The sequence below is a fragment of the Rhodobacter sp. TJ_12 genome, from assembly GCF_020023995.1.
Taxonomy (GTDB): Bacteria; Pseudomonadota; Alphaproteobacteria; order Rhodobacterales; family Rhodobacteraceae; genus Rhodobacter.
In genome coordinates, this window is sequence record NZ_NRRD01000002.1 from 1 (window position 1) to 22,071 (window position 22,071).

Consider the following 22,071-nt stretch of genomic DNA (forward strand, 5'->3'; position numbering starts at 1 on the left):
GGGCAGGGGGCCGGGGGGCACGGGATCGGGGCGCATGGCGCGAAGCTACAGGCTCGCGCCGCAAAGGAAAGGGCTATTGCGCCGCGTCGGCTGCAAGGCGGCCATGCGCCCAGCGCGCGGCCTCGGCCACTGTCGGGTCCGGATCGTCAAAAAGCGCGCGCACCGGGGGGATCAGAGCGGGCAGGCCGGAATTGCCCGCCGCATAAAGCGCATTGCGCACCATCCGATCGCGCCCGATGCGCTTGATCGGGCTGCCCGCGAACTGCGCGCGAAACGCGGCATCATCGAGCGCCAGCAAATCGGCCAGGGGCGGCGTGCCTTGGCGGTTGGCATAGCCGATTTCGCGCGCCTCTTGGGCGAATTTGTTCCAAGGGCAGGCGGCCAAGCATTCATCGCAGCCATAGATGCGATTGCCCAGCAACGGGCGTAAATCTTGATCGACCGGCCCGCGATGTTCGATCGTCAGATAGGAAATGCAGCGCCGCGCATCCATTTTGTAAGGTTCCGGAAATGCCCCTGTGGGGCAAGCCTCCAGACAGGCCCGGCAAGAGCCGCAATGGCTGATTTCGGCCGTATCGGGGGGCAAGTCGGCGGTGGTGAAGATCACCCCCAAAAACAGCCAATTGCCCAAATCGCGCGCCAAAAGATTGGTGTGCTTGCCCTGCCAGCCCAAGCCTGCCGCTTGCGCGAGCGGCTTTTCCATCACCGGGGCGGTGTCGACGAAAACCTTGATCTCGCAGGGCTCTTGTTCAATCAGCCAGCGACCCAGCCGTTTGAGCCGGCGTTTGACAAGGTCGTGGTAATCCTTGCCCTGCGCATAGACAGAGATCACGCCCCCCTCTTTCACCTGCGTTGCAGCGCGGGGATCTGTTTTCGGGGTGTAATTCTCGGCCAGCAGGATGATCGAGCGCGCCTCGGGCCACAGCGCGGCCGGATTGGCGCGCCAATGCATCCGCTCGGCCATCCATTGCATCTGGCCATGATAGCCCGCCCCCACAAAGGCCGAAAGCGCCTCTGGCAGATGCGGCACCGCATCGGGGCGGGTGATGCGCATCTTCGCAAACCCTTCAAAAAGGGCGCGCTTTTCCAGCCGTGTTTTCAGATCCGTCAGTTGTGCCTCCATCGGGCGGGGCAGGGGGCGCTGCCCCCTCGGGCCTGCGGCCCTTCACCCCGGGGATATTTCGACAAAGTCGAAGGGCTGAGGGCTAGGATGGGCCCGGCTGGTATCAGAAATCAAGCTCGGCATATTGCGGCGAGGGGGGCATGCCCGGCAATTGATCGGCCAAAAGCGAGCGGAAGGCCGGGCGCGACTTGATTTTCGCATACCATTGCTTCACGACATCCGAGCGGTGCCAATCCACATCGGAAATGTAGTCAAGGCAGCTCAGATGCGCGGCGGCCGCGAAATCGGCCAAGGTCATCACATCGCCCGCCAGCCACCGCCGCTGATCAAGCAGCCAAGCCATATAATCGATGTGATATTTGGTGGCGGCGAGCCCCTCTTTGACGGTCTTGCTGTCGGGATAGCCCTTCTTTTGGACTTTCTTCCAGACCCGCTCTCCCATCACTTTGGTGGTGACTTCCGCGTTGAACTTGTCATCGAACCACGCGCACAGGCGGCGCACCTCATAGCGCGCCTCGGGCTCGCGCGGCATCAAGGCCGGTTCGGGGATCATTTCATCCAGATATTCGCAAATCGCCTGACTTTCGGCAAACAGCCGGTTTTCGTAGCGCAGCACCGGCACCTTGCCCGCCGGGTTGCGGCGCAAGAAGTCGCTGTTTTGTTCCCAGTAGCGCTCTTCGACCAGCTCCACTTCGATCTTCTTTTCGGCAAGCGTCAGGCGGACCTTGCGACAAAAGGGCGAAAGGGCAACGTGATAAAGGCGGTTCATCGGCAACATCCAAACAGGTGTTTTGCACCTGATACCGGCGGGGGCGGGGCGGATCAATGCTTCTTGGGGCGGGGTTAACCTTATCCCTTTCGTTTGCGCGCTTTCGGCTTGGGCAGGTGAAGGTGTGTTTCCATCAAGGAAATCAAGCCCCAAAGCCAATCCGCGTCTTCCCATTGATCAGCGGAAATTGCGTAGTGCGGCTTTGCGCCCTTGTAGGGCGGGGCCTCATCGGGCGTGCCCAGATAGCTGCGCGCCTCGGGCAATTGTTTGACGAAAAGCGTGTCATCGCAAATGAGCGCGACGATTTTGCCGCCCGCATAGATGCCATATTCGCCAAACATCTTGCGCGCGGTGACGCCGCGCCCTTCAAGCTGTTCCAAAAAGAAGGCGATCGTGTCCGGGCTTGTCGCCATCACACCGCCCGCCGTGCGCGCAAGGCCGCCGAGATGGTGCCATCGTCAAGGTAATCCAACTCCCCGCCGATCGGCACGCCTTGGGCAAGCGAGGTGACGCGGGCCTGTGTCGGTTCCAGCGCTTCGGCGATATAATGTGCGGTGGTTTGCCCCTCGACCGTGGCATTCAGCGCCAAGATCACTTCGGCCACACCTTCCTCGGCGACGCGGGCAACCAGCCGGGGAATGCCCAATTCCTCGGGCCCGATCGCATCAAGGGCCGAGAGCGTGCCGCCCAAAACGTGATAGCGCCCCTTGAAGGCGCCGCCGCGTTCCATCGCCCAAAGATCGGCCACATCTTCGACCACGCAAATCTCGCCGATGGCGCGGGCGGGGTTTTCGCAGATCTCGCAGGCCCCGCCCACGGCGATATTGCCGCAAACGGGGCAATCGCGCGCGGTTTCCGCCACGCGCGCCAGCGCCGCCGCCAAAGGGGCCATCTGCCCTTCACGGCGGCGCAGCAAATGCAACACGGCACGTCGCGCCGAGCGAGGGCCAAGCCCCGGCAACCGCGCCATCAGCGCGATCAACGCCTCGATCTCGTCGCGGCTGCCGGTCATCTTAGCCGGGGAAATTCATGTCGGCGGGCAGACCCAGATCGCCCATCAGCTTGCGCTGTTCTTCGCCCGCCTTGTCTTGCGCGCGCGCTTGCGCGTCTTTCACGGCGGCGATGATCAGATCTTCGACCACTTCCTTTTCCGAGGGCACGAAGATCGACGGGTCGATATCCAGACCGGTCAATTCGCCTTTGGCGGTGACACGCGCCTTGACCAAGCCGCCGCCAGCCTCGCCCTCGACGATCATCCGGCCAAGCTCTTCTTGCAGTTCAAGCATCCGCTCCTGCATTTCCTTGGCGGCCTTCATCATCTTGGCCATGTCACCCAACTGGCCCAAACCTTTCAGCATTCTGTCTCTCCTCGATTGTCAGTTGTCCTCGAAAGGATCCCATTCGTCTTCCACCTCGGGCAGGGCTTCGGCGGCCTGTTCGGCCTCCAACTCTGCGGCAAGGGTGATCTGTTCGAAGCTGGCCTGCGGAAAGGCGGCAAAGATTGCCTGCACCACCGCATTTTCGGCCCGCGCCTCGGCTTCGGCGGCCAGTTTCGCGGCGTTTTCCCGCTCAAATATCGTGGGCTGCCCCCCCTCGGCCACGACCGAAACGCCCCAGCGCGCCCCGGTCCAGCCTTGCAGACGTTGCGCCAAGGTCTGCGCCAGATCGCGCGGGGCATCGGGGGCGGGTTCAAATTCGATCCGGCCCGGGGTGTAACTGACCAGCCGCACGCCGCGTTCGACTTGGTGTTTCAAAAGGCCATCGCGCATACGCCCGATCAATTCGACCACATCTTCAAAGGTCGCGTAACGCGCCAGCGCCGAGGTGGCGGGCTGCGCGGCCAAAGCCGTGGCGCCGGACAGATGCAAGGGCCGCCCGCCCAGCATGTGCCGGGTCGTGGCTTCGGCGCGGGGTCCGCCGCCGCCATTGCTGCCGCCCTGTGCGGGGCCTGCACCGCCCGCACCGCCAGCCCCCCCCATCACCTTGCGCATCAGCGTTTCGGGGTCGGGCAGATCGGCCACATGGGTCAGCCGAATAAGCGCCATTTCCGCGGCCATCATCGTATGGGGCGCGCCGGCCACCTCTTCAATCGCCTTGAGCAGCAATTGCCATAACCGCGACAGCACCCGCATTGGGATCGCTTCGGCAATCGCTTGTCCGCGCGTGCGTTCTTCGGGCGGCACGGTCGGATCATCGGCCGCTTCGGGGGTGATTTTGATCACCGAAACCCAATGCGTGATTTCCGCGAGATCGCGCAGCACCGCCATCGGGTCCGCGCCATCGCTATATTGCGCGCCCAGTTCCGTTAGCGCGGCGGCGGCATCGCCTTTCAGGATATAGTCGAACAGGTCAAGCACACGGGCCCGATCCGCCAGCCCCAGCATCGCGCGCACCTGTTCGGCGGTGGTTTCGCCCGCACCATGGGAAATGGCCTGATCGAGCAAAGACATCGCGTCGCGAACCGAGCCTTCGGCCGCGCGGGTGATCAGCGCCAGCGCGTCTTCGGCAATCGCGGCATTTTCCAGCCCCGCGATCTTTTGCAGATGGGCGATCATCACCTCTGGCTCGATCCGGCGTAAATCAAACCGCTGGCAGCGGCTCAGCACCGTTACCGGCACTTTACGAATCTCGGTCGTGGCGAAGATGAATTTCACATGCGCTGGCGGCTCTTCGAGCGTTTTCAACAAGGCGTTGAAGGCCGAGGTCGACAGCATATGCACTTCGTCGATGATATAGACCTTGTAGCGTGCGGACGCTGCCCGGTAGTTCACGCTTTCAATGATTTCGCGAATGTCGCCCACCCCGGTGCGCGAGGCGGCGTCCATTTCCAGCACATCCACATGCCGACCTTCGGCAATCGCACGGCAATGTTCGCATTCAAGGCAGGGCTCGGTTGTTGGCCCGCCGGTCCCATCGGGGCCGATACAATTGAGCCCCTTGGCAATGATCCGCGCGGTGGTGGTTTTGCCGGTGCCGCGAATCCCCGTCATGATGAAGGCTTGGGCGATCCGGCTGGCCGCAAAGGCGTTTTTCAGCGTGCGCACCATCGCCTCTTGCCCGATCAGATCGGCAAAAGTGGCGGGGCGGTACTTGCGGGCAAGAACCTGATAGCCCGAGGTGTTTTCTGCGGGGCTTTCGGCGTCGGACATGGGCGCTCCTGAATTGCCCGCGCAGTCTAGCGAGGCCGTTGGCCAAGTCAAACCGATGCCGGCGCCGGTTCTACAGGAAAGGGAAAGGGTGAGAGGTTGGACAGCGACCCAAGCGGGGCTCGTTGCGGCTGCTTCCTTCCGGACCTGACCGGGTTGGCGAGGCGCTCGCCCGCGCCAACCTCTCACGGCGTCATATAGTGCCCGCCGCTTTCCCTTGCAACCCTTCGATCACAGCGTGATCGGCGCCATCACTTCGGGTTCGATCACCTGCACATTGGGCAGCGCTTCGACAAGCGCCGCGGCCGATTGTTCCAGCAGCGGGAAGGTGCGGTAATGGCACGGGATCACGGTTTTGAAATCAAAGTATTTCTGCGCGGCCCAAGCGGCGGCGCGCATATCCATGGTGAAATGCCCCCCCGCCGACAAGATGCCGATATCGGGTTTGAAATATTCGCCCATCCACTGCATTTCCGCGCTGATGCAAGTGTCGCCCGACAGATAAATCGTATGACCTTCGCCTGCGATCATATAGCCCGACTCGGCCCCGGCATAAATCGGCCCGGTCGGCCCGCTGATCGACGAGGAATGCACCGCCGGCACCATCGTCACCTTGGCGCCGCCCAGATCGACCGTGCCGCCCTTGTTGAAGCCGACGCCGTCAATGCCGTCATGCGCTTCCCAGTGGCTAACGATGTCATAGATGCCGACGACGGGCACCTGAAGCTCTTTTGCCAAGGCCAGCGTGTCGGCGGAATGGTCGCCATGGCCATGGGTCAGCAGGATATGCGTCGCCCCGGCCAAAGCCTCGGCGCGTTTGTCCTCGGGAAAGACCGGGTTCCCGGTCAGCCACGGGTCGATCAAAATAACAGCCTGCTCGATTTCGAGCCGAAAGCCGGAATGGCCAAGCCAGGTCAGTTTCATGTCATCCTCTTTCTGTCACTTCAACGAATCTACGGCAGGCAAGCTAGCGCGCTTATGTGACAAGGGAAGGGGCGCAGGCGTCACAGGGGCTGGTGGGAAGCCGCGCTTGAAAGCGCCCGCCCCGGACGCTAAACCCGCATCAAGACAAGCGGAGACACCCACCCATGTCCATCGACATTGATACCGCCCGCAAGGTGGCGCATCTGGCGCGCATCCGCGTGGCCGAAGACGACCTGCCGAAACTGGCCGAGCAACTCTCGGGCATCTTGACCTTCATGGAACAGCTCAACGAAGTCGACGTGGAGGGCATCGAGCCGATGACCTCTGTCACGCCGATGCGGCTTAAACGCCGTGTTGATGAGGTGACCGACGGTGATTACCCCGAGAAAATTCTCGCCAATGCCCCCGATGCCCGCGAGGGCTTCTTTGCCGTGCCGAAGGTGGTGGAATGAGCCTGAACAAACTGACCATTGCCGCCGCCCGTGATGGGTTGAAGGCGGGCGAGTTTACTTCGGTCGAACTGACCGAAAGCTGTCTGTCGGCGATTGAGGGCGCGGATGCGCTAAACGCCTATTGCGCCAAAACGCCCGAGATTGCGCTGGAGCAGGCCAAAGCCGCCGATGCACGGCTCAAGGCGGGCGATGCGCCTGCGCTGTGCGGCATTCCGCTGGGCATCAAGGACCTGTTCTGCACCAAAGGTGTGGCCTCTCAGGCCGCGTCGCGTATTCTTGAAGGCTTCAAGCCGGAATACGAATCCACCGTGACGCAAAACCTGTGGGATTCGGGCGCGGTGATGCTGGGCAAGCTTTCCATGGACGAATTCGCCATGGGGTCCAGCAACGAAACCGCCTGCTATGGCCCGGTTGTGAACCCGTGGAAGGTTGATGACCGCAAGCTGACGCCCGGCGGCTCGTCGGGCGGGTCGGCGGCGGCTGTTGCGGCGGACCTGTGCCTTGGCGCGACCGGCACCGATACCGGCGGTTCGATCCGCCAACCGGCGGCCTTCACCGGCATTGTGGGCATCAAGCCGACCTATGGCCGGGTGTCGCGCTGGGGCGTGGTGGCCTTTGCCTCTTCGCTTGATCAAGCCGGGCCGATGACCAAATCGGTGCGCGATGCGGCGATCATGCTGGGCACGATGGCCTCGAACGACGTGAAAGATTCGACCTGTGTCGATTTCCCGGTGCCCGATTTCGAAGCGGCGCTGACCGGCGATATTCGCGGCAAAAAAATCGGTATTCCGAAAGAATACCGCATGGACGGCATGCCCGCCGAGATCGAAAAGCTTTGGAACGATGGCGCGGCAATGCTGCGCGACGCGGGCGCCGAGATCGTCGATATTTCGCTGCCGCACACCAAATACGCGCTGCCCGCTTATTATGTGATTGCGCCGGCAGAGGCCTCGTCCAACCTCGCGCGCTATGACGGGGTGCGCTATGGCCACCGCGCGACTCTGTCGGCGGGCGAGGGCATCGTCGATATGTATGAAAAGACCCGCGCCGAGGGCTTTGGCCCCGAGGTGCAGCGCCGGGTGATGATCGGCACCTATGTGCTCAGCGCCGGGTTCTACGATGCTTACTACAACCGTGCGCGCCGCGTGCGCGCGCTGATCAAGCGCGACTTCGATCTGGCCTTCGAGGCCGGGATCGACGCGATCTTGACGCCCGCCACGCCCTCGTCGGCCTTTGGGCTGGGCGAGATGAAAGACGCCGATCCGGTGGAAATGTATCTCAACGACGTGTTCACCGTGACGGTGAACTTGGCCGGTCTGCCGGGCATTTCTGTGCCGGTGCGCCTGGATGCCAAGGGCCTGCCGATGGGGCTGCAACTCATCGGGCGCCCGTGGGGCGAGGGCGATCTGCTCAATCAGGCGATGGTGCTTGAACAAGCGGCGGGCTTCACGGCGAAGCCCGAAAAGTGGTGGTAAGGAGTGTGCCGATGCGCAAATCGGTGGTGTTTGGTCTGTCTGCGCTGGCGTTGATCGCCTGCGATCCGGTGGTGCCCAATTCCGGCGCGGGTGTCGGCTTTGGCGATTACCAGACCTACTTGCGCATGCGCGAGGCGGAATTACGCGGCGAACCGGCCCCCGCTGCCGCACCGGCTCCCACCACCTCGGCCCCTGCGGCCCCGGGCGGGGCCTATGGCCGCACAGGCTATGGCGCGACGCCGGTGACCTCTGCCGCTGGTCAGGCGCAGGCGGCCGCGGCGCCAGACGCTTCGGACGGCTCGATCGGGGCGCAGACGCTGGCCACCTTGCGCGCCACATCGCCCGCGGGCGAAACCGCTTCGGCCGCCCCGGCTTCCACCGATCCGGGCGCGCCGCTTGATGCAATGGCCCCGGGGGGGGCTGCGGTGACCCAAGGCGCGGCGGGACCGAATTTGGCGGCCTATGCGCTTTCGGTGCGCAATGCCTCGGGTCAGCCGGTCTACAAGCGTAGTCGCTTGAAGTTGACCAAGACCGAGCGTGCCTGCGCGAAATACTTCTCGCCCGATCTGGCGCAGATGGCGTTCTTGGAACGTGGCGGGCCGCAGCGCGATCCGGGCAATCTGGACCCTGATGGCGATGGGTTCGCCTGTGGCTGGGATCCGCGCCCGTTTCAGGCGGCGCGACAGTGACAGACGCCCCCGCCTCGCCCAATTTCACCGCGCGGCGCGGGGGCGCGCAGCCCGAACTGATCGTTTTGCATTATACTGGCATGGAAAGTGCCGCGGCTGCGCGCGCGCGGCTATGTGATCCGGCCGCCGAAGTGTCTGCCCATTGGCTGATTGCCGAGGATGGCACGATCGAGGCTTTGGTGCCCGAAGAGATGCGTGCATGGCATGCGGGCGCAGGCGCTTGGGCAGGGCGCGAGGATGTGAATTCCCGCTCCATCGGCATCGAACTGGCCAATACGGGCGATGCCCCCTTTCCCGAGCCGCAAATGGCGGCTTTGGAACGCTTGCTCGCAGAAATCATGGCGCGCTGGGCGATTGTGCCCGAGGCGGTGATTGCCCATTCGGATATGGCGCCGGGACGCAAATGCGACCCCGGCCCGCGTTTCGATTGGGCGCGGCTTGCCCGCCAAGGGCTGGCGGTGATGCCCGAGGCCGGCGGGATGGCCCCGCCGGTGGCCGAGGCGGGCTTTCTGGCGATGGCCGAAACATTCGGCTACCCTGAAGCCCCCTTTGAGGTGTTGCTCGACGCGTTTCGGCTGCGGTTTCGGCCACGGCATGTGGGCCCGCTTGATGCCACGGATATGGCACTGATCACCGATCTGGGCCTGCGCTTTGGGGCTGATGGGGGGGCGTGGCGGTCAAGCTAGGCGGGGCACTGCCCAGTCCTGCTGACGCCCCCGGGATAGTTTCGCAAAGTCGACGGTAAAAACGCCTGCCCTCGACTTTGTCCAAATATCCCGGGGGTGAATTTGGCGAAGCCAAAGAGGAGGCAGCGCCCCATTGACCTGCGCCCCCCGCGCAGCGTAAGGCAGGCACGCGCGGAGGACCGGATGACCGCGGCGGCCCATAGCTCCGTTTTGCGGATAGCTGGGCGGTCGAGGAAAGTCCGGACTCCATGAAGCAACGGTGCCGGGTAACGCCCGGCGGGGGCAACCCTAGGGAAAGCGCCACAGAGAACAGACCGCCTTCGCTTGCGGGGGTAAGGGTGAAACGGTGGGGTAAGAGCCCACCGCGGGACTGGCAACAGGACCGGCACGGCAAGCCCCACCGGGAGCAACGCCGAATAGGGACCGCGCGCCAGCGCAAGCTTGGTAGGGGAGCTTCGCCCCGAGCGGTCCGGGTTGGCGGCTTGAGGCTGCGGGTGACCGCAGGCCCAGAGGAATGGTCATCCACGGGGGCAACCCCGGGACAGAATCCGGCTTACAGGTCCTCCGCGCATATTCGCTTCGTGATCGAAGGTGGTTCCGCCACGCCCTTGAAGCCTTGCTGTTTCGGGCCACCTGAGGGGCAGCAAAAACGGAGGCTGCGATGCGCTACACACTCAACCGTATTTTGGAAAACACCGCTTTTGAAGAGGCCGAGGCCCGCACCCGCGCCGCGCTAACTGCGCGCGGCTTTGGGGTAATCACCGAAATCGATGTTGCCGCGACGATGAAGGCAAAGCTGGATCGCGAAATGACGCCTTATAAAATTCTGGGCGCTTGCAATCCGCCGCGCGCCTTCGAAGCGCTTCAGGCCGATCCGCGTATCGGGGCGATGCTGCCGTGCAATGTGATCGTGCGCGCGGTTGAAAGGGGCGTCGAGGTCTCTGCCGTTGATCCGGTTGCCTCTTTCGCGCAGGTCGAGGCCGAAGGCGCGCGGGCCGTCGCCGCTGAGGTGCGCGAGATTTATGTGGACCTGATCGCCAACCTGTAACGCGCACGGAAACCATTGGCCTTTGGCCAGAATGCGCGCAGTATTCGCCTGCGTTTCAGTTCATATTGGGGGGAGAGATGAGCTTTGTAAAAACACTCGCCACGCTCGCGGTGGGCTTTGCCGCCGCCAAGGGCGTGCAGAAGTTTCAGCAAATGGGCGGCATGGACGGGATGAAAGAGGCTCTGCGTCAAGCCGATCAGCCCGGCGGCATGGCCGAGCAGATGGGCGCTTTTGCGCAGCGCATGGGCGTGCCGGGCGGGCAGGAAACCGTGCGCGATATGTTTGCCAAATGGGCGCCCCAAGCCGCCGCGATGACCGAGGCGGCCGAGGCGAATTTTGGCAAGATGATGGGCACGATGACCGGCGCCGCGACCACCGGGGCCAAGAGTGTCTCGGACATGCTGGGCGCAGCGATGACGGACCCGATGGTGGAGGCTTCGGCCGAATCGCAAGCCAAGTTGATGATCCGGGCGATGATTCAGGCCGCCAAAGCCGATGGCGTGATTGACGATGCCGAAAAGGCCGCGATTTTGGCGCAACTTGGTGAGGCCACCGAAGAAGAGATCGCCTTCGTGCAAGCGGAGCTGGATGCGCCCATCGACGTTGACGGTCTGGTGGCCGATGTGGGCGACGCGGCCAAGGTGCAGGTCTATACGGCGGCGGTGATGGCCATTTCGGTCGATACAGAGGCCGAAAAGCGCTATCTGGCCAATTTGGCGGCGGCGCTTGGCGTGGATGCCGAAACCGTCTTGCAGGTGCATCGCGCCATGGGCAAACCGCTGGTCTGAGCCAAACCGTGCATGCAGGGCAAAAGCTTTGCGAAAAAACACCACGCGCCACGCCTTTGCGGTTGACTCCGGGGCGTGTCTGGCTAAAAGGCGGGCTTCAAGGATTTGCGGGTGCATGGGTGCCCGACGCTGGGAGACTGAAAATGGCGAAGCCGACGACGATCAAGATCCGTCTGAACTCGACGGCGGGCACCGGGCACTTCTATGTGACCAAGAAGAATGCCCGCACCATGACCGAAAAGATGACCGTGAACAAATACGATCCGGTCGTGCGTAAGCATGTCGAATACAAGGAAGGCAAGATCAAGTAAGATCTGCCGCATTCCTGATGCAAGGGCCGTCCTTAGGGGCGGCTTTTTGCCGTTTTGTCCCCGGTATTTTGGCTCAGGCCAAAAGCAAGACGGTCAGCGAAAAAGTGCCCACGAAAACCGCACCGGCCAGCACCCAAGGCGTGGGGGGCGGCGGCGGCGGATCATGTGGCGGCGGATGCAGCGCCATATCGCGGCGGGTGTCGGGCTTGCGCTTGGCCTCGGCGTCGCCGCTTGGGCTATCGTCATCTGCGGCGGGATCGTCGCCGTCTTGCGCGGTGCCCTTGTGGCCGTGGTGCCCGCCCAGCGTTTGCGGCAGATGCGGGCTATGCGGATCAAAGCTGTCGTCGGGGGTATGATCGATCGCGGCGGCGGGCGCATCGGGGCGCGGCTCGCGCCCGCGTGTCGGATGGGGCAGGGCGCGGGTGGCGGCCTGTTGCGCCAAAAGCGCCTGAAGTGGCGCGGTTTCCACCCCGAGCATCTGCGCCGCGATCAGCGAGCCGGGGGCAGCGGAACCTGCGCCGGGTTGGGCGGCGGTGGTGGCGCTGGCCAGCGTGGTTTCAGGCAGCGGCAAGGTCGCGGTGCCCGCGCGGGTTTGGGCCTGTGATGGGGGGCTTGCCCCCGTGGCACTGCTGGCGGGTGTGGTCGGCGGCGGCGCGCCCGAACTGGCGCGGGGGGCGCTCTGCGCCGTGGGCAGCGTTGTGCCGGTGGGCTGCGTCGCGCGCGCGCCCTGCTGCGCTTCCGCCCCATGCGGCAGGGGCAGGGTGGTGGCCGGGGCAGTCGTCGTTGGCACAGGCTTTAGCATAACACACGCACTCAGACAGTGAATGTCTTAGGCTTGCAGAAAAGGGTGAACGAGAGGTTAAATCGGCTCTGACGGGGCGGGCCTGGCCGTTTTCTCGGGCGGTTTTACCCCGAAAATCACGCAATAAAGCGCAGGCGCAAAGACCAGCGTCACCAGCGTGCCCGCGATGATGCCCCCCATCATCGCAAAGGCCATCGGCGCCCAGAAGACCTCGCGTGAGATCGGGATAAGCGCGAGCGAGGCCGCCGCCGCCGTCAGCAAAATGGGCCGGGCGCGGCTGTCAGAGGCCTCGAACACCGCCTGCCAATGGCTATGCCCGGCGGCCAGAAGGTCTTGCACCTCGGCCATCAAGATCAACGAATTGCGGATCAAGATGCCCGCCAACGCCAGCACCCCCAAAATGGCGACAAAGCCCAAAGGCTGACCCGAGGGCAGCATCGCCGCCACCACGCCGATCAGCCCCAAGGGCGCGACGGCCAGCACGATGAACATCAGCCGGAAGCTTTGCATCTGCACCATGACCAAGGTCAGGATGACCAAGACCATCAGGGGCACCACGGCCACGATGGGGGCTTGGCTTTCGCTGCTGCTTTCTGCCACGCCGCCCGCCTCGATGCGATAGGCGGCGGGCAGGGTTGCGACTTGGGCGGCTATTTTCGGGGCCAGTTCGGCGGTGATCGTGGCCGGTTGCGCCTGCGCGGTGACCGAGGCTTTCACGGTGATCGTCGGCACCCGGTTGCGCGCATGCAGCACTGGCGCCTCCATCTGCCAGTCAAGATGCGCAAAACTCAGGAGTGGCACCGGCACCCCGGCCGGTGAGGGCAATTGCAAAGACGACAGCGATGCGAGCGAGGACCGATCCGCCGCCGTGCCCCGCGCCACCACATCCACCAGGGTCTGGCCTTCGCGCAATTCGGTCACGGTTACGCCTTCAAACAGCGTTTGCAGCGCTTGGGCGACATCCTTTTGCGTCAGCCCCAATTGGCGCAGGCGTTCTTGATCCAGCACGACGCGGGCGACGCGCACCGGCTCGCCTTCATCGATGGTGATATTGCCCAGCCGCCCGTCCTGCGCGAGCAGCCGCGCAAGGCTTCGTGCCTCTGCCAAAAGGCGGGCGCGATCGGGCCCCATGATCCGGTATTGTACCGGCTTGCCCACCGGCGGGCCCAGCTCGATCAGCTTGGTGAACACATCGACGCCCGGCATCTGTTGGCCTTTGGCGATCAAGGCTGCGCGTAAGGCGTTGCGATCCTCTAGCCCCTCGGTCATCACCACGATCTGCCCCATGAAGGGCGCGGGCGTCGGCGTGTCGAGTGACAATAGGAACCGCGGCGCAGACCGGCCGACATAGGTGGTCCAATATTGCGCTTCGGGCCGGGTGGCGAGCCAATCATCCAGTTCGGCCATTGCGGCATCGGTGGCGGCAATGGCCGAGTTTTGGCGCAAGGTGACATCGACCAGCAACTCGGGCCGGTCCGAGGCGGGGAAGAATTGCTGTTCAATATGGCGCATGCCGTAAAGCGCGGTGGCAAACAGGGCGACCGTGGCCAGAATGGTGATCCATTTCGCCCGCATGGCGGCGCGCAAAAGCGCGCGAAATGCCCGGCGCAGCGGGCCGGGGCGGGCGTCGTGATGCGGCAGATGCCGGGGCAGCACAGTGGCGCCGATCAGCGGCGCGAACAGCACGGCGACGACCCAGCTCAGCATCAGCGAAATCGCAATCACGTAAAACAGCGACAGCGTATATTCGCCCGCCTGCGACGAATTCAGTCCGATCGGGATGAACCCGGCCACGGTGACCAAGGTGCCCGACAGCATCGGAAAGGCAATCGAGGTCCAGGCGTAAGAGGCGGCCTTGGCGATCTTGTCGCCCGCCTCAAGCCGCGCGATCATCGTTTCAATCGCGATCATCGCATCATCGACCAAGAGCCCCAGCGCGATAATCAGCGCGCCCAGCGAAATACGCTGTAGCGTGACCCCCATCGCGTCTAAAATCACAAAGGTCAGCGCCAGCACCAGCGGGATCGACAGCGTCACCACCAGACCCGCCCGCCAGCCCAGCGACACAAAAGAAACGATCAACACGATCGCCACCGCCTCGGCCAGCGCGCGCAGGAAGTGGTTTACCGAATCCTCCACCACCTTGGGCTGATCGGCCACTTTGTGCAGGTTGATCCCAACCGGCAATTCCGCTTCGACACGGGCCATCAAGGCGTTCAGATCGGCCCCGAAATCAAGGATATTGGCGCCTTGCTTCATGCCGATGATCAGCCCCACGGCGGGCGCGCCCTTATAGCGAAACAGCGATGAGGGCGGATCGGCAAAGCCCGCGCGCACCGTGGCCACATCGGCCAGGGTGAAAAAGATTTCCCCTACCCGCAGCGGTGCGGCGGCCAGAGCCTCGGCATTGGCAAAGCGCCCCGACATGCGCACTGCGATCAATTCATCCTCGGTGCGGATCACGCCCGAGGGCACGATGGCATTTTGCGCGCCGAGCGTGGCCAAAACCTCGGCTTGATCAAGGCCAAGCGCGGCTAGCTTGCGTGCGGAAAATTCGACATGCACCACCGGGTCTTGGGTGCCAATCAATTCCACCTTGCCCGCCGCAGGCAGTGTCAAAACCGCCGAACGGACCTCTTCCACCCGGTCTTTGACCTCTTGCGGGGTAAAGCCATCGGCGGTGAAGGCGTAGATCGAGCCATAAACATCACCGAAATCGTCGCTGATTGCATAGCCCGCGAATTCTGCGGGAAATTGCGGTGTCAGATCCGACATCATATTGCGGATCTTCAGCCATGTCTGGGTAACGGCGGCCCCGCGTGTTTCGGGTGTCAGTTCCACATAGACGACGGCGCGGCCCGGAAAGGTTTCTGAGCGGGTGAACTTCAGGTTCTCCAGCTCTTGCATCTTCTTTTCGATCCGGTCGGTGACCTGTTCGCGCGTTTCTTCCGCCGTGGCGCCGGGCAAAACGGCGGTGATGAACATCACCTTGATCGTGAAAGACGGGTCTTCTTCGCGCCCAAGGTTGGTATAAGACAGCACCCCTGCGACCAGCGAGACGATGATCATATACCAAACCATCGAGCGATGGCGCAAAGCCCAGTCTGACAGGTTGAAGCTCATGGGGTGACCCTTTCGCCCAGCGGCTGATCTGGCGCGACCGAATGGATGCCCCGGATCACCACTTCATCGCCTTCTTGCAGACCCTGTGCGATCACCACGCGCGCCCCGATCTCACGCCCCAAGGTGATGGCCACCGGCTCGGCTTTGCGCCCTTGGCCCACGCGCCAGACCATTTTTTGCCCGTCGCGTTCCCATAGGGCGGCGCGTGGCAGTGTCAGCACCTCGGCAGAGGGCAGATCAAGCCGTGCGGTAATCAGCGCCCCCAGCCGAAAGCCTTGCCCCGCGTCCGCAAGCGAAATCCGCAACCGATGCGCACGGGTCGATGCATCGGCGACCGGCTCCACCAGCCGCAAATGGCCCTGTGTCACCAGCGCATCCTCATATCGGGTCGAAATCGTGAACCGCGCCGCATCTGGCAAGATCGCCAAAACCTCATCAGGCACATCGATCACCGCTTCGCGCCCGGCGGCGGTGGCCAGCCGCAAGACCGGGGTGCCCGGCGTGACCACGGTGCCCGGTTCGGCCAAAACAAGGCTGACCACCCCGGCCGCCGGGGCGCGCAAAGTGCCAAAGGCGGCGGCGTCGCGGGCGCGGGCCAGATCGGCGCTCGCGGCCTCGACGGTGGCACGCGCGGCAGTATCTTTGGCCTGTGCGGCTTCAAGGCTGGCTTTCGGGGCCACACCGCGGCGATGCAATTCCTGCGCGCGCTCCAGACTTTGCGCGGCAAAGGCGGCCTGTGCTTCGGCGGCGGCCAAGGCGGCCTCGGCTGCGGCGACATCTTCGGCCAAGGTGATTTGATCCAGCGTCGCCAGCACATCGCCCGCCTTGACCATATCGCCAAGGTTCACCGGGCGCGTCGCGATCCGGCCCGAGGTTTGAAAGCCCAGCGTGGTTTCCACCTCGGCGGCAATGACGCCGGGAAACTCGCGCGCGGTCATCGCCGCGCCGGTCACGATTTCAGAGACCACCGGGCGCGGCGGCGGGGCGGTTTCCGCCCGCGCTGCGCAGGGCAGGGCCAAAAGCAAAAACACAAGCAGCGCTTTCATGGGGCCTCCGACATGTGCACGACCCGGCCGGGATAAAGCAGATGCGCGCCCTGCGTCACCACCAGCGCCCCTTCCGACAGCCCCTCCGATATTTCGATCCGGTTGTCGGTGTAGCGCAGCACCCGTACCGGGGCGATTTCGGCGCGCTGGGTTTGCGGGTCCACGGTCCAGACCGCGGGCTTTCCCTCATGGCTGACCAGCGCCGACCATGGCAGCGCGATGGCCGAGCCGAAGGGAAGATCGACCACACTGACCACCGCGGTGCCCAGCCCCGGCGGGACAAGGCCGGGCGCGCCGCTCAGCCGCGCCTTGACCCGCACCGTGCCGGTTGCGCCTGCGACCAGCGGCGCGATTTCGGTGACCACCGCCTCGCGCGCGGGCCCCGGCCCTTCGACCGGGCGCAGCGTCACCCTGCGCCCGTCAAAGCGGTCAAGTGCAGCAAAATCAGGCACGTAGAACACCGCCTCGCGCGCGCCATCGCGGGCAATCGTCAGCACCGTCTGCGCCGCGCCGACGATCTGGCCGGGTTCGGCATCGCGGTTGGTGACAATGCCATCGGCAGGGGCATGGAGCGTGCAATCTTCAAGCGTTTGGCGTGCCTTGGCGAGTGCGGCGCGCGCCTGATCGCGTGCGGAACGTGCGGAAAGCGCGGCTTCTGTTGCCGCATCAAGCGCGGCTTGCGTGGCCGCGCCGCGCAGCGTGAGTGCGGCGGCGCGCGCGCGGGCCTGTTCAGCCTGTGTCAGCATCGCTTCGGCTGCGGCATCTTGGGCCTGTGCCGCGCGCAACGCGGCGGCGGCCTGAGTCGCATCGATCTGGGCCAATACCGTGCCTTTGGTGACGCGCTGCCCCACTTCGGCGGTGATCGACAAAATCCGCCCGCCCGCGCGAAAGCCCACGGGCACCGCCTCTGCCGCCGCAATCGTGCCCGAAAGCTCTATATGTATCAGTGCGGGTCCGGTGTGTGCGGTCACGACCTTGACCGCAAGCGGGCTTTCGGCATGGCCCGGAAGCGCCGCGGCAAGCCAAAGCGCAAGGCCCAACCGGGCAAGGCGGTGCGGCAAATGACGCGGCATCAACGCTCCTTTTCAAATCGTGCCCCCTTGATTTCGGATTTTTCCGATTCGGGGAAGGCTTGCGGCCCGGGCAGGCGGAAAACGCCCGGTCATTTCGCGCGCGCCTTGGCGGCATTGGGGGAATTCCGGACTTGATCAGGGCAGGGAACCGGGCAAGGGTGCGGCCTGCCCGCTGCCGTGCATTTTGCAGCGCCTTTGCCTTTGGAGAATTCATGCTGCGTTTTTTGGCCCTTTTGCTTTGCCTTTGTCCGTCCGCCCTGTTCGCGCAGGCCCCCCCGTCACAAAGCGCGGCACCGCCCGCAACGATCCTTGTTTTGGATGGTTCTGGCTCGATGTGGGGGCAGATCGATGGGGTCAGCAAAATCGCCATCGCGCGCGAGGTGATGGCGGGCCTTGTCACCGGCCTGCCCGCCGATCAGGCGCTGGGACTGATGTCTTATGGTCACCGGCGCAAGGGCGATTGTTCGGATATTGAACTGATCTTGCCGCCCGGCACGGATCGCGGCGCGATTTTATCCTCGGTGAATGCGATCACGCCAAAGGGCAAAACCCCGCTGTCGGATGCCGTGGTCGCCGCAGCCGAGGCGCTGCGCTATACCGAAGAAACCGCCTCTGTGATCCTTGTGTCGGATGGGATCGAAACCTGTGACCGCGACCCTTGCGCCGTGGGCCGCGCGCTTGAAGCGGCAGGCGTCGATTTCACCGCCCATGTGATTGGCTTTGACGTGGCCGCTGATCCGGCGGCGCAGGCGCAGTTGCGGTGCTTGGCGGCGGAAACCGGCGGGCTTTACCGCGATGCGGGCAATGCAGCCGAATTGGGCCAAGCGCTGGAAGAGGTTGTGGTGGCAGAGCCGCCCAAAGCGGTGGAAGCCAAGCTGAGCTTCCGCGCGATCGAGGGGCCGCAGGGCCCGGTGATCCGCGAAGGGATCGCTTGGACCATCGTCTCCGATACCGAGGGCACGCTTTTGTCGGGGTATCCGATGCCCGAACCGGAATTGACCCTGACCGAAACCACCGGCAAAGCCACGGTGGTCCGTATGGCGGATGAAGCGGTGGCCGAAGCCAGCTTTTCCGTGCCCGTTGCCGGCGGGCCGCAAACCATCACGCTTGTCTTGCCTGAATTCCTGCCGCCTGCGAGTGTTTCGGGCCCGGCAACCGCACCGGCTGGCAGCCGCATCAAGGTCGATTGGACCGGGCCGGATGGTGTGCATGACAAGGTGATGATCATTGCCACGGGCACAACGGATGACCCGCATCACGATCACGCCTTTACGTCAGAGGGCACCCCGGTTGAATTGCGCGTGGCCACCACGCCGGGCCAATATGAGCTGCGCTATGTGATGAATGCGACGAACAAGGTTCTGGCGCGCCAGCCGATCACCGTGACCGCCGTCGAAGCCACGCTGGAGGCCCCCGACACCGCGCCTGCGGGCAGCGATCTTGAGATTGGCTGGACCGGCCCGGATGCCGATCGTGATTACATTGCCTTGGTCCCCGCCGGGGAAGATTATCGCGCGCGGCTCACCTATGCCTACACCGGCAATGGCAACCCCGCCCGTTTGCGCGCGCCCGCCGCGGCTGGCGCCTATGATCTTGTTTATGTGCTCAACGCCAATGGCGCGCGCGAATTGGTGCGCCGCCCGATCCATTTGGAAAACGTGGGGGCAAGCTTCACCGCGCCCAGCACCGCCGCCCCGGGCGAAAAGATCACCGTTGGCTTCACCGGGCCGATGGAAGATCGCGATCTGATCATCGTTGTGCGCGCCGATACGCCAAATCCGAAAGAGGAAGAAACGGGCTATCCGCGCAAGGGCAGCCCCGTAGAGCTGACCATGCCGCTGGCCCCGGGGGATTATGAAATCCGTTACATGCTGGGCGGGCGGCATGGCGAAGTGATCGCCACCGCGCCGATCACGCTGACCTTGCCGACGGCAACGCTGAGTGCGCCCGCAGGCCCGGTCGCGCCGGGAAGCGCCTTTGAGGTGGCGTTCACCGGCCCGGCCTTTGCCAATGACCGCATCGCGATTGTGCCCGCCGGTGCCGAGGCGAAAGCCGAGGTGGAAAACACCCGCGCCAACCGGGGCAACCCCGCCAAGCTCAAAGCGCCAAAAACGCCGGGCAGCTATGAGCTTGTCTATGCTTTGGGCGGCAAATACGGCCCGGTTCTGGCACGCGTGCCGCTGAACGTGCAGTAGGCCCATCAAAAAGGCGCGCAGACTTGGGCGCGATGAGGTCTTACCTTATCGCGCCCTTTCTCCGCAGCCGCGCTCGCAAAAGCGCTAGGTGCGCGACGTTTCTTGTCGCGGATCGGCTTGTGTTTCAGCCTTGCGCCACGGCCGATGCCTCGATCCGGTCAAGAAGTTCATGCAGGGCAACCGCATCGGCAAAACGCGGCGCGGTGCGCGCGCCGGTGCGGATGTCTTGGGCAAGCCGTGCGTAAATGCCTGCCACGTTGCGCGCGCCGGGGAATTCGGGCAGGCCCGCGATCTGCGACGGTTCGGGCGTAAGTGGGGCGAGTTCTTTTTCTTCGCCGCGCGCTGAATTGGATCCATGAGAACCTGACCCAGTCGGTGCGGGTGCAAGATATGGCGCGCTGTGCGGGGATGAGCGATGCCGCGTTCAACCGCCATTTCCGGGCCGCAACGGGCATGAGCCCGCTACAATATCAAAAGACGCTGCGGTTGCAGGCGGCACGGCGCGCGATCTTGGCGGGGTCAGAGGTGGCGCGGGCGGGCTTTGCGGTCGGCTATCAAAGCGCGTCGCAATTCAGCCGCGAATATGCGCGGCTTTTCGGCCTGCCGCCCTCGGCCGATGCGCAGCGGTTGAAAGACAGCCTGACCTTGGCCCGCAGGCGCATGGCACGGGCCGGGCGCTAGCTGTTGGCAAAGGCGATGGCTCTTTCATGCCGCCAAAGCCACAGCGCGACCAAAAGGCACAAAAGCGTCAGCCCACCAAGGCTGAGGTAAAGCGGTGCAATCCCCCAATGCAGCGCCAGTTCAATGCCAAGCATCGGGCCAATGATCCCGCCCACATCGCCTGCCGATTGAAAAACCGCCACGGCGGGGGCGTGCTGGGCCTCGGTCGTGGTATCCCCCAAAAGCGCCATCATCGCCACGGTGATGAAGTTGTAAGATAGCCCCGTCAGCACCGAGCCAAAGAACAAAAGCCCCACGCTTTGCGCCTGTGCAAGGCAGAAAAACCCAAGCGCGAGCCCAATGAGGCAAGGGAAAAGCAGGGTTGAGCGTAGCCGCAAACGGTCTAGCACCGAGCCAAAGGCAAAGGTGAACAGCGCCGCCGCCCCCACCATGAAGGTCATGGCAATGCTTGAGGTGCCTTGGGCATCGAGCCCAAAGACGGACATGCCGCGCTCTTGCACCAAAAGCACCAGCGTCGACAGAAGCGCCCCCTGCACAGTCAGGAAAACGAAGAAGCTGTAGATCCAGCTTGCGATCAACGCCACGCGATGGGGCGAGGTGAAAAGCGAGCGGTAGCTATCCTGCGCCAATGTCTTGCGCGCCCCCGGTGGTTCGGGCGGACGACTGCGCCCGTCGAGCAAAAACGCCAGCCCCATGCCAAACGCGCTGACTGCCGCCCCCACCAAAAAGGCGGCATTGTTTGAATAGGTATCTGCGAGCACCCCGCCTAAGATCAGCCCGCCGGGGATGGAGGCGTTGAAGGCGGTTCGAAACGCCGCCGTGCGTTTGCCCCGGTTGGTGTGGTCAGAGCCCGCAAGCACCGCTGCCTGCGCGCCAATCACCAAAAATGCCATCCCGATGCCGTTCACAAACCGCCCCGCCAGCAACCAAGCTGTGGGCCATGCAGAGACCAGCGCGACAGAAAACATCACCATCCCCACAGCCTCGATCGCAAGCGCCCCGGCCATCGTCAGCCGTGGCCCAAGGCGGGCGTAAAGCCCACCCGCCACGAAGTTGAACAACAGCCGCGAAACCCGATTGGCCGACAAAATCACCCCAATCATGAACCCGGGGATGCCAAGCTCGAGCCCCAGCGCGGGCATGATGGGAAACACAAGCCCCGCCCCAATCCCCCCGGCCAAGGTGATCGCGGCAATCAAAAAGCTTTGCGACAAACGCGGCATTGCGCGGTCCTTTCGGGTGAAGCTTAGGTCAAGTCTCCATCAGCCGATGCAAAAGCGGCAAAGCCGCCAAGACCTTCTTTTGCTCTTCGGGCCGCAGCCGGTCCTCGATCCGCCGCAAAAGCCAATCCATCCGCTGCGCGCGCCCCAAAGTCAGCCAGTCTTGGCATTTTGGGGTCAGAGATAAGAGCATTTTGCGCCCGTCTTGCGGGTCGGGCTGGTGGGTGATCATTCCCACCGTCTCCAACGCGGCGATGATCGCGCCCATCGATTGCGGGCGCATCCCTTCGGCCCGGGCAAGGTCCGACACGGTGGCCTGCCCTTTTTCTTCCAGCCGTAAGATGGCCGAGATTTGCGACGGCGTCAGATCGGCGGTGTCCGAATGTTCCCACAAGCGCCGCCGATAGGCCCCAAAAAGGCTGCGCAACTCGCGGGCCAATGTGTCGGTGTCGCCGTGGCCTGATTGGGGGGCTGGTGTCGTGGTCATAGACCGCGCATATACGCAAACAGTTAAACTGTG

General features: G+C 63.9%; 23 protein-coding genes and 2 other RNA genes. 10 read left to right on the top strand and 15 right to left on the bottom strand.

All coding sequences use genetic code 11. The annotated features are described in order from the left end of the window. Positions 1–73: 73 nt before the first annotated feature. The 8 genes from queG to CKO11_RS02205 all read right to left on the bottom strand — a co-directional run bounded on the left by queG (position 74) and on the right by CKO11_RS02205 (position 5,962). Positions 74–1,123, bottom strand: coding sequence for a tRNA epoxyqueuosine(34) reductase QueG (gene queG, locus CKO11_RS02170; RefSeq protein WP_223632364.1), 1,050 nt, complete (start codon positions 1,121–1,123; stop codon positions 74–76). Between the two features lie 103 nt (positions 1,124–1,226). After that, positions 1,227–1,892 carry a glutathione S-transferase family protein gene (locus tag CKO11_RS02175; RefSeq protein ID WP_223632366.1) on the bottom strand — a complete coding sequence of 222 codons (666 nt, stop codon included), beginning with the start codon at positions 1,890–1,892 and terminating at the stop codon, positions 1,227–1,229. 80 nt (positions 1,893–1,972) lie between these two features. After that, the gene (locus tag CKO11_RS02180) at positions 1,973–2,305 is read right to left on the bottom strand and encodes a TfoX/Sxy family protein (protein ID WP_223632368.1); all 333 of its coding nucleotides are present in this window, start codon (positions 2,303–2,305) and stop codon (positions 1,973–1,975) included. Continuing rightward, positions 2,305–2,904 (bottom strand): recombination mediator RecR, encoded by a 600-nt coding sequence (gene recR / locus CKO11_RS02185; protein ID WP_223632370.1) that lies wholly within the window; start codon positions 2,902–2,904, stop codon positions 2,305–2,307. Before recR ends, CKO11_RS02180 begins: the two co-directional genes overlap by 1 nt. 1 nt (position 2,905) lies before the next feature. Next, on the bottom strand, positions 2,906–3,250 hold the full coding sequence (locus CKO11_RS02190) for a YbaB/EbfC family nucleoid-associated protein (protein ID WP_223632373.1): 345 nt from the start codon (positions 3,248–3,250) through the stop codon (positions 2,906–2,908). Between the two features lie 18 nt (positions 3,251–3,268). After that, positions 3,269–5,041 (bottom strand): DNA polymerase III subunit gamma/tau, encoded by a 1,773-nt coding sequence (locus CKO11_RS02195; RefSeq protein WP_223632376.1) that lies wholly within the window; start codon positions 5,039–5,041, stop codon positions 3,269–3,271. Between the two features lie 86 nt (positions 5,042–5,127). Beyond that, positions 5,128–5,226, bottom strand: an RNA gene (gene ffs, locus CKO11_RS02200) — signal recognition particle sRNA small type. A gap of 43 nt (positions 5,227–5,269) precedes the next feature. Next, positions 5,270–5,962, bottom strand: a complete 693-nt coding sequence (locus tag CKO11_RS02205; RefSeq protein WP_223632377.1) for a metal-dependent hydrolase — start codon at positions 5,960–5,962, stop codon at positions 5,270–5,272. Between the two features lie 164 nt (positions 5,963–6,126). Here CKO11_RS02205 and gatC point away from each other — a divergent pair, with 164 nt between their 5' ends. The 8 genes from gatC to rpmG all read left to right on the top strand — a co-directional run bounded on the left by gatC (position 6,127) and on the right by rpmG (position 11,411). Then, complete coding sequence (gene gatC / locus CKO11_RS02210) at positions 6,127–6,414, top strand: Asp-tRNA(Asn)/Glu-tRNA(Gln) amidotransferase subunit GatC (RefSeq protein WP_223632379.1); 288 nt, start codon at positions 6,127–6,129, stop codon at positions 6,412–6,414. After that, a complete protein-coding gene (gene gatA, locus CKO11_RS02215; RefSeq protein ID WP_223632381.1) occupies positions 6,411–7,889 on the top strand; it encodes an Asp-tRNA(Asn)/Glu-tRNA(Gln) amidotransferase subunit GatA in 1,479 nt (492 codons plus the stop codon). Before gatC ends, gatA begins: the two co-directional genes overlap by 4 nt. An 11-nt stretch (positions 7,890–7,900) precedes the next feature. Beyond that, a complete protein-coding gene (locus tag CKO11_RS02220) occupies positions 7,901–8,578 on the top strand; it encodes a hypothetical protein (RefSeq protein WP_223632383.1) in 678 nt (225 codons plus the stop codon). Beyond that, positions 8,575–9,264: an N-acetylmuramoyl-L-alanine amidase gene (locus CKO11_RS02225; RefSeq protein ID WP_223632385.1), complete on the top strand. Its 690-nt coding sequence runs from the start codon at positions 8,575–8,577 to the stop codon at positions 9,262–9,264. Before CKO11_RS02220 ends, CKO11_RS02225 begins: the two co-directional genes overlap by 4 nt. A 171-nt stretch (positions 9,265–9,435) precedes the next feature. After that, positions 9,436–9,836: RNase P RNA component class A (gene rnpB / locus CKO11_RS02230), an RNA gene on the top strand. An 89-nt stretch (positions 9,837–9,925) separates the two neighbouring features. Then, on the top strand, positions 9,926–10,312 hold the full coding sequence (locus CKO11_RS02235; RefSeq protein ID WP_223632387.1) for a DUF302 domain-containing protein: 387 nt from the start codon (positions 9,926–9,928) through the stop codon (positions 10,310–10,312). Positions 10,313–10,389: 77 nt separating this feature from the next. Further along, positions 10,390–11,100, top strand: a complete 711-nt coding sequence (locus CKO11_RS02240) for a DUF533 domain-containing protein (RefSeq protein ID WP_223632390.1) — start codon at positions 10,390–10,392, stop codon at positions 11,098–11,100. A gap of 143 nt (positions 11,101–11,243) precedes the next feature. After that, positions 11,244–11,411 carry a 50S ribosomal protein L33 gene (rpmG, locus tag CKO11_RS02245; protein ID WP_011750518.1) on the top strand — a complete coding sequence of 56 codons (168 nt, stop codon included), beginning with the start codon at positions 11,244–11,246 and terminating at the stop codon, positions 11,409–11,411. A 73-nt stretch (positions 11,412–11,484) separates the two neighbouring features. Here the strand turns inward: rpmG and CKO11_RS02250 are convergent, their stop codons facing one another. The 4 genes from CKO11_RS02250 to CKO11_RS02265 form a co-directional block, all read right to left on the bottom strand. Next, on the bottom strand, positions 11,485–12,201 hold the full coding sequence (locus CKO11_RS02250; protein ID WP_223632392.1) for a hypothetical protein: 717 nt from the start codon (positions 12,199–12,201) through the stop codon (positions 11,485–11,487). A 69-nt stretch (positions 12,202–12,270) separates the two neighbouring features. After that, positions 12,271–15,336: an efflux RND transporter permease subunit gene (locus tag CKO11_RS02255; protein ID WP_223632394.1), complete on the bottom strand. Its 3,066-nt coding sequence runs from the start codon at positions 15,334–15,336 to the stop codon at positions 12,271–12,273. After that, positions 15,333–16,382, bottom strand: a complete 1,050-nt coding sequence (locus CKO11_RS02260) for an efflux RND transporter periplasmic adaptor subunit (protein ID WP_223632396.1) — start codon at positions 16,380–16,382, stop codon at positions 15,333–15,335. The genes CKO11_RS02255 and CKO11_RS02260 overlap by 4 nt, the downstream gene beginning before the upstream one ends. Continuing rightward, entirely contained in the window at positions 16,379–17,455 is a 1,077-nt protein-coding gene (locus CKO11_RS02265) for an efflux RND transporter periplasmic adaptor subunit (RefSeq protein ID WP_223632398.1), read from the bottom strand. Before CKO11_RS02265 ends, CKO11_RS02260 begins: the two co-directional genes overlap by 4 nt. 212 nt (positions 17,456–17,667) lie before the next feature. On the opposite strand from CKO11_RS02265, the gene CKO11_RS02270 reads away from it, so the two are divergent. Next, on the top strand, positions 17,668–19,650 hold the full coding sequence (locus tag CKO11_RS02270; RefSeq protein ID WP_223632400.1) for a vWA domain-containing protein: 1,983 nt from the start codon (positions 17,668–17,670) through the stop codon (positions 19,648–19,650). 124 nt (positions 19,651–19,774) lie between these two features. Here CKO11_RS02270 and CKO11_RS17480 read toward each other — a convergent pair whose 3' ends face one another. Next, the gene (locus CKO11_RS17480; RefSeq protein ID WP_263298379.1) at positions 19,775–19,906 is read right to left on the bottom strand and encodes a hypothetical protein; all 132 of its coding nucleotides are present in this window, start codon (positions 19,904–19,906) and stop codon (positions 19,775–19,777) included. 56 nt (positions 19,907–19,962) lie between these two features. Between CKO11_RS17480 and CKO11_RS02275 the strand changes: the two genes are divergently transcribed. Beyond that, positions 19,963–20,331, top strand: coding sequence for a helix-turn-helix domain-containing protein (locus CKO11_RS02275; RefSeq protein WP_223632402.1), 369 nt, complete (start codon positions 19,963–19,965; stop codon positions 20,329–20,331). On the opposite strand, the gene CKO11_RS02280 is transcribed toward CKO11_RS02275, so the two are convergent. Then, a complete protein-coding gene (locus CKO11_RS02280; protein WP_223632404.1) occupies positions 20,328–21,554 on the bottom strand; it encodes an MFS transporter in 1,227 nt (408 codons plus the stop codon). The two genes, CKO11_RS02275 and CKO11_RS02280, sit on opposite strands and share 4 nt — an antisense overlap. Positions 21,555–21,582: 28 nt before the next feature. Continuing rightward, complete coding sequence (locus CKO11_RS02285) at positions 21,583–22,038, bottom strand: MarR family winged helix-turn-helix transcriptional regulator (protein ID WP_223632406.1); 456 nt, start codon at positions 22,036–22,038, stop codon at positions 21,583–21,585. Positions 22,039–22,071: the final 33 nt, after the last annotated feature.